We start from the raw sequence: 7,067 nt of genomic DNA, 5'->3' as shown, positions 1-7,067 counted from the left end.
GCTGCCTCTAATTTAAATTCAGCACTAAATAATCGTCTTGTTCGTTTTGTCATGATGTCACCTATCCATGTTAAGAGGTGATGATATCACCTCTGAGTAGGTGGCCAAATTTAATGTACCACTACATTGGGAGTTTGTTTGTTTGGTGATACTGAAACATTACGAGAATTTACTAAAAAGTTCAGTTTGTATAAGTAGTGTGTTGTATTAAAAATTGGTCAAGCTGACGCATATTGTGAGCTACTTTTGTTTCAAAACCATTTTAACATTTTATGGTATTAACGAACTAAAAACGTTGTTATTTCCAACCGAATATATAACAGCAAACAAGCAGTCGCATGAAGCACTCAAACTTCGTACTTTAGCTGCTGATGTTTGCTTTTCAGATAAATAACAAATCACGCGATGCTATATAAAATATATCGCGTGATTGGCAATGCATTTAATCGAACAACGCAATGATTAAAGTACCTTTTCTTAATGTTATGTCGCATTGTTGACGATTATTGCATGATGTTCTTTCGCTTCTTTGAAAATCTCTAATCGACTAGCGTAAAGCACTTTCGTAGTGATATACAAACCAATACCGTAGCAAGAATGACAAAAAATAGAGAACAAAATCGCGTGGATCATATTGGGACTATTCACGTGGAAAAAGCCTTCACCAAAGGCATAACTCACCACAACTAATGGAAAAAATAACAATGACCATGCATAAACAAGCGATTTTTTAAGACTTGGTTTTAGAAACAATCCTTTCTCTACAAAGCTAATATAAATCACGGTATAAACTAAACTAACGCTAAAGTGCATAATCCAACCGATGAGAACATCATGGGGAACGGCTGGCACCTGCTGTATAGCTTCAACCAGTGGATGCCCTTGAGTGATATAAACCAAATAACGGCCTAAACTCGCAAAATTATTTAGTGGGTGATCACTGAATAATAGATATAAGTTGCTGCCTAAATCTAAGCAAAGACCACTAAATACACTAATAAACAGAAGGTGAAGGAGGTAGGATGAACGTTGGTGATGGGGATAATAGAACATAGAGCATCTCCTGATTAATTACGCTTTCATTGTGATAATGAAAAGAGCTTGTCATAGTCAGGTGTGGTTTATTAACACCGTGGCAATGGCTTTTATAAGTTCAATGATTTGTTGATGTTTATAGTCTAAGGCAATGAAAAATTGGGATATATAAAGTATGCTTTATGCAAAGCATTACGAATGGTTATGTATGGGATCAAGGATGAAACCAAATTTAGATTTGAATTTGCTGGTGGTATTTTTAGAAGTGTATCGGCTTCGTTCCATCACATTAGCATCAGAATCATTAGGTTTAACACAACCTGGGGTAAGTGGCGTATTAAAGCGATTACAATCCCAGTTAGGGACGCCTCTTTTTGTAAGAGAAGGGCGTGGAATTAGCCCAACACATGCCGCAATTAAATTAGCGAATGAGATAGAGCCAGCGCTAACGACAGTACAAAGTGCGTTAGGTAATATCGCGGGGTTTGATGTTCAAAATCATCACGCGTTTACGGTTTATGTAAATGAGGTGGTTATGCACACGATTAGAAATAAAATTGAGCTCGACCCAACGATGGGGAATTGCAAAATAAACCTCTATATGACGCCTAATACAGAAGAAGAGTTGCTATCTCAGTTAAGTTTACAGAAAGCAGATTTAGCCATTGATATTGGTTTACGCAGTAATCCGTCTTTTTTCTATCAATCATTTATCGATGATGAAATTGTCGTAGTCTGTCGGAAAGATCATCCCAATATCCAACAGACAATCACGCAAGCGCAGTTTTATGCTGAAAAAATAATCTTCATGCAGAAAAGGCGAATAGACTTACTTGAAATGAATTATTTCTCTGATGAACGCTTTCTGCCAAGAGATTTAGACTGTGAAACCGCATCTATTGTTTCAATCTTAGCATTAGTGTCAGAGAGCAACGCCGTTGCGCCAGTTAGCCGACTCATGGCTGAAAAATATGCCTCATTATTTAACTTACAAATACTGCCATTGCCATTTTCTTCCAAACCTTTCAAACACATTATGATGTGGCATAAGCGTGATGAACATAACTCAGCTAACCAATGGTTGAGAAATAAACTCAGCGAAATATTGTGACATTGTCACTAATTTAGTGAGCGTTTCTTATTACTAGCAAATGTATGAAGACGTCCATAATGACCGAAGATACAGCCACTCGTGAGCTGGTTGACGCTTTCAGAGTTGGGTAAGTATAAATATGGTTCAATGATCACACACTGAACCATATTATTGATGTTTAAAGTCTTATTGCGGTTACTTCAAGCTTGCTAAAATCGTTTCCGCTTTACTCGCTTCAAATTGTTTTGGCTCTTCAACGTTGAGCTGAGTTACCACGCCATTATCAACAACCATTGCATAACGTTGAGAACGAATACCACCAAAGTTAGCAGTGTCCATTTCAAGCCCTAATGCTTTAGTAAAGCTTCCATCGCCATCGCCCAACATCATAATTTCAGATGCGTTTTGCGCTTCGCCCCAAGCTTGCATAACAAAGGCATCATTAACAGATACACAAGCAATAATGTCGACACCCGTTGCTTTGATCTCATCTGCTAGCACGACATAACCCGGTAAATGGGCTTCAGAGCAAGTAGGAGTAAATGCTCCTGGTACAGCAAACAGCACAACACGTTTGTTGGCAAAAAGCTCTGCGGTATCGTGTTTAACCATACCGTCATGTGTGAGTTCACTGAGCACTGCGGCTGGTAATGTTTGGCCTTTTTCGATCATGGTTTACTTTCCTTGTTGTATTAGTTTGAAACAGTGTAGCGAGGATTTTATCTCACGGCTAATTTTGCTGGTGGAGCAATCATTGTCAATGTCATATTCAGATATTTGAAATTTGTTGTCTCGGTGGCAAATTGAACAAAGAAAATAAGCAAAATATCGCGACTGTAATGGAATGCGCATTACTTCACAGACTCACTATTTATAAAACCCTATAAATTATAAATAAAATTTAATGCTTCATATTTAGCTAGCTGTAGTGGAATGGCTGATTCCTAAATTCTTTGGCCTTATATTGTATGGTTATGAAATGCTGGTGGTTGTTAAATATAGAGACTCAATTTGAACATATATCTTGATATTGAAAAGGATTAATACATGAGCTTTTGGAAAGTTATTGGTGGCGCAGCCGCTGGGATTGCATGTGTAGTGGCATTACCAATTGCAGGACCAGTAGGTGCAATTACTGCAGCAGGTGCAGCGATTGCGGGTGGTGTTGGTGCTGCCGCCGGTGGTGTTGCCGCAGCAATGGACGACAGTGAAGAAGAGGCAGAACGCCGTGGTGAGCGTCGAGCTAATGCTGAACAGGAACTTAAATACAGTAAATTAACGGCTGCGTTTGAAGACGCAAAAAATCGTTTAGACGAAACTGAAAATTATTTTAATTTACTGATCGCAATGGAAGCAGTTGGCCTTGCGTGTGCTAATTGTGATGGTGAAATTTCATTAGAAGAACGCCAAGAGATCGATGAATTTATTGCGGGTGTGTCTTCAAGTGAATTACCAAGTCACGTGAAGCGTAAAATCGAAGATATGGCTAAGAACCCACCAAATGTTAATACTGCGTTTGCACTAGCACAAAAGGTGGGCTTGAATTCATTTGAACTTTACAACGAAATCATCGAAGTGGTGATGCATGCTGATGGTCGTGTTCATGAGAATGAAAAAGCGTTCGAACAAGCATGGAATACATTGGTAAAAGCAGCGTAAGACAGGGCAGTAACAAATGAGTAGTAGATCGGAACGCTTTAAGAAAAGACAGCAACTTCGCAGTAATTATGCCGAGAAAAGCCATATTAAAGAACTGGCAAATTCTGAAGTATCGCAACAGATGTTAGCCCGTCAGGTTGATCAAGAGTTTATTGATAATGCGCTGTTAGAAAAAGCGCCGATCTACGATCTTAATGTCTCTGAAGCAGAAGTAAAAGCATCATTAAAGATGCTAGATAGTGATTTTAATAAAGAAAAATACGATGTATTGTTTGAATCAAGTAAAGACGTTTTGATCAATCAACTGCTAAGCCCACTTAATTTAAGTCGTGCTGACTTAGAAAATGTCGATCGTAATTTTAAATACAATCGTAATGATTACACCAAATCACCAAAGAGTTCTGGTGGTGAAGGTGTATCGTTTGATACACAACGGAAAAAACTAAAGCTGCAATCGACTAACGAGCAGGGGCAGATTAAAGACACGTATACAGGTCAATATCACGATGCATCTGAGATGGACTTAGACCATGTTAAATCGCTAAAAGCCTTTCATGAAAGTGGGGCATATATGTTATCGGATGTTGAGAAACGCCAATTTGCAGCTGATCCTGATAATCATGAATTTACCCATAACAGTTTAAACCGATCTAAAGGTGAAAAGGATCTTAAAGAGTTCTCAGAAACCAATGAACAAGCCGATAAAAGACGCACTAACGCTGCACATACAAGAGCAGAAAAAGCCGCGGAGAAATATGTACCGTCAAATCCTGTTGGTAAAACCGTTTTTGTTGCTAAACGTGGTGCGGTAGATGGTGTAAAAGCGGGTAGCCAACAAGGTTTACAACAAGCATTAGGTGCTTTGTTATCTGAGTTTATTTCTGCCACCTTCATAGAAGTAAAAGATATATTTAATAATGGTTTCAAAGGTAACGCACTGGAAATGTCGTGGGTGGATGCATTGATCTCTCGGCTTAATAACATCAAAAACAAACTGCTTTCAAAATGGAAGAATGTGGCTCAAGCGTTTGCAGCAGGGGCGTTGTCAGGCTTTTTAAGTTCAATCATTACCGCATTACTGAACATGTTTGTACGCACAGGAAAAAACATGGTGCGTATTATCCGTGAAGGCTTTATGTCATTAACCAAAGCGTTAAAAACATTAATATTTCCACCCGAAGGAATGACAGCAAAACAAGCAGCCCATGAAGCAACTAAAATCTTAGCCACGGGTTTAGTGATCACTGGCGGTATTATGGCAGGGGAAGCCATTGCTACTGCATTAGGGACGATTCCGTTTGCTGGCACTATCAGTATGGTATTGACAGGATTACTTTCTGGTTTAGGCTCTCTTTTTGTCGTGTTTATGTTAGATAAACTAGACATGTTTGGTGTTAATGAAGCAGAACGCCATGAGTTTATTATGGGACGTTTAGAATCTCGCATTACTGTCAGTATCGAGCGTTCAGAAACTATCATTAAAGAGCTAGGCTTGAGTTATTAGCGTGATAAAAGAATGAATTAAAGCTACAGGCTTTCATGGAAAGCTTGTGGCTTTTATATTCAATTTGTATTAATAAGAATACATACATTTCTTACTTTCTTTGTGTTCAATCAACACTTTTTGAACAAGAGTATCTCCATCTTTGCTTAAGTTTCTTACCTGAAAACTTAAGAAGTATTGCTGAGCAGCAAATATCCGAATATAACTTGTTTCAACCTGAAGCTAAGTAATCGCAGTTTAAACTTATATCGAGCTTCTATACTTAATCAGGTTATTGAACCTTCAATTGTAGTGGTTAACAAATACTGGCCACAGTTTTACATGCTAAAAACTATAGTGTGTTTTGTGTTGGCTTTACTAAATTTGTAGCTGATTTAACCCTGAAAAGGAACTAAAAGTTATAGGTTGCACTAATCTATATAAATCAGTGGGTTAGCTGTTAAAGATGCCCGTTATGAGCGCGCTATATTTTTCCTATACTCTCTGAGAGGCGGATATTCAATTATGCTGATAAACATTAATGATGACTCCTTGCAAGGTCGTGTAAATAATCCAAATTATTATATTACTTTCAAACCAATACCACCGTTAAGTAATTGGGTGCAGGAGTTTTGGCAACTTAATGTACCTGATGGTCAGTATTTTTATCGTAGTCTCCCTGATAATTGTGTCGACATCATAATTAATCTTACTTTTCCTGAAGACGCCTTTGTTGTAACACCATTCTGCTCGGCTAAAGTATTTGAGATGACAGGGCCTGTTTCATATTTTGGTATTCGGTTTCGTATATTAGGGCATCAAGGAATAATCCAGGCTCCTTTGAGTCAATGGAGTAATGACGAGAATGTAACAATCATCAGTGACCTATTACCCAAACATTTATTAAGTGCTTTATACAATAACGCTTATCAGGCAATGTCATTTCAAAGACGTTGCGAAATTATTTCTCAAATATTACTTGGTAATATAGGTTCTAGCGAAGTTGATCGTAGATTAATACGCTTTATTTTGTATTGTGATCGAAGCATTACATCTAGTATTGATTTGTCTAATAAACAGTGTTCTGAATTTGGTGTATCAGCTCGGCACCTTCGTCGATTAACTTCACAATATTTAGGACTTTCGCCTAGAGAATTCACTAAGGTTTTTCGTTTTCAGAAAATATTACGTGCGATGAATATGGAGAGTTTCGTCGATGTATGGGCGTATTATTATTATGACCAACCGCACTTTAATCGAGAATTTAAAAATATATCTGGTGTTACTCCCAGCGAGTTTAGGACTATGTCCGCTTTGTACAAGGCAGATTGAATTAAATGAATAATAATATTGTTTTAATAATCTAATCTCAGGAGTAAATAAAATGATAGACGTTGATGCTATGTTCCCCGTAATGGTGACGAGTGATTTAGAGGCAGTAAAGCAGTTTTATGAGACCGTTTTTGGATTTAACGCCGTATTCTATGATTCAAATTTTTACCTTCATTTGGTCTCGCCTAATAATAATATCCAGCTTGGTTTTCTATTACCAAACGTCGCAAGCCAACCTGAATTTCTTCATCCTATAATGTCTTCTAAGGGGTATGTTATTTCGCTTGAAGTCAAGGATGCTACCTTTGCGTATGCCGAAGCTAAGCAAATGGATCTCAACCTTATAATGGCTTTAAAAGAAGAAGAATGGGGGCAAGTACATTTTATGATTCAAGATCCTGCAGGTTTAAGTATTGACGTCGTTCAACATTTGTAACCTACAGATAATGCGTTAAAAATAGAACA

The 7,067-nt window shown here is 37.8% G+C and carries 7 protein-coding genes; 5 read left to right on the top strand and 2 right to left on the bottom strand.

Going from position 1 to position 7,067, the window contains the following annotated elements; genetic code table 11:
* Nucleotides 1-483 precede the first annotated feature (483 nt).
* A complete protein-coding gene (locus C9J40_RS09705; RefSeq protein WP_107246683.1) occupies nt 484-1,053 on the bottom strand; it encodes a DUF2938 family protein in 570 nt (189 codons plus the stop codon).
* A 202-nt stretch (nt 1,054-1,255) separates the two neighbouring features.
* Between C9J40_RS09705 and C9J40_RS09700 the strand changes: the two genes are divergently transcribed.
* Nucleotides 1,256-2,146, top strand: coding sequence for a LysR family transcriptional regulator (locus C9J40_RS09700; protein ID WP_107208121.1), 891 nt, complete (start codon nt 1,256-1,258; stop codon nt 2,144-2,146).
* A 177-nt stretch (nt 2,147-2,323) separates the two neighbouring features.
* Here C9J40_RS09700 and C9J40_RS09695 read toward each other — a convergent pair whose 3' ends face one another.
* On the bottom strand, nt 2,324-2,800 hold the full coding sequence (locus tag C9J40_RS09695; RefSeq protein ID WP_107208122.1) for a peroxiredoxin: 477 nt from the start codon (nt 2,798-2,800) through the stop codon (nt 2,324-2,326).
* Nucleotides 2,801-3,175: 375 nt separating this feature from the next.
* Here C9J40_RS09695 and C9J40_RS09690 point away from each other — a divergent pair, with 375 nt between their 5' ends.
* From C9J40_RS09690 to C9J40_RS09675, 4 genes are all read left to right on the top strand, one after another.
* Nucleotides 3,176-3,787, top strand: a complete 612-nt coding sequence (locus tag C9J40_RS09690; RefSeq protein ID WP_107246681.1) for a hypothetical protein — start codon at nt 3,176-3,178, stop codon at nt 3,785-3,787.
* A gap of 16 nt (nt 3,788-3,803) precedes the next feature.
* Nucleotides 3,804-5,291, top strand: a complete 1,488-nt coding sequence (locus C9J40_RS09685) for a hypothetical protein (protein WP_107246680.1) — start codon at nt 3,804-3,806, stop codon at nt 5,289-5,291.
* A 504-nt stretch (nt 5,292-5,795) separates the two neighbouring features.
* On the top strand, nt 5,796-6,602 hold the full coding sequence (locus tag C9J40_RS09680; protein WP_107208125.1) for a DUF6597 domain-containing transcriptional factor: 807 nt from the start codon (nt 5,796-5,798) through the stop codon (nt 6,600-6,602).
* A 52-nt stretch (nt 6,603-6,654) separates the two neighbouring features.
* Nucleotides 6,655-7,038 carry a VOC family protein gene (locus tag C9J40_RS09675; protein WP_107208126.1) on the top strand — a complete coding sequence of 128 codons (384 nt, stop codon included), beginning with the start codon at nt 6,655-6,657 and terminating at the stop codon, nt 7,036-7,038.
* Nucleotides 7,039-7,067: the final 29 nt, after the last annotated feature.

The organism is Photobacterium sp. GB-72 (genome assembly GCF_003026095.1).
GTDB lineage: Bacteria > Pseudomonadota > Gammaproteobacteria > Enterobacterales > Vibrionaceae > Photobacterium.
This window is presented reverse-complemented; position numbering and strand designations above follow the sequence as displayed.

Bases quoted from the DNA above. Each gene is read 5' to 3' on its own strand.
- C9J40_RS09705 (WP_107246683.1), bottom strand. From the start codon at position 1,053: ATGTTCTATTATCCCCATCACCAACGTTCATCCTACCTCCTTCACCTT.
- C9J40_RS09700 (WP_107208121.1), top strand. From the start codon at position 1,256: ATGAAACCAAATTTAGATTTGAATTTGCTGGTGGTATTTTTAGAAGTG.
- C9J40_RS09695 (WP_107208122.1), bottom strand. From the start codon at position 2,800: ATGATCGAAAAAGGCCAAACATTACCAGCCGCAGTGCTCAGTGAACTC.
- C9J40_RS09690 (WP_107246681.1), top strand. From the start codon at position 3,176: ATGAGCTTTTGGAAAGTTATTGGTGGCGCAGCCGCTGGGATTGCATGT.
- C9J40_RS09685 (WP_107246680.1), top strand. From the start codon at position 3,804: ATGAGTAGTAGATCGGAACGCTTTAAGAAAAGACAGCAACTTCGCAGT.
- C9J40_RS09680 (WP_107208125.1), top strand. From the start codon at position 5,796: ATGCTGATAAACATTAATGATGACTCCTTGCAAGGTCGTGTAAATAAT.
- C9J40_RS09675 (WP_107208126.1), top strand. From the start codon at position 6,655: ATGATAGACGTTGATGCTATGTTCCCCGTAATGGTGACGAGTGATTTA.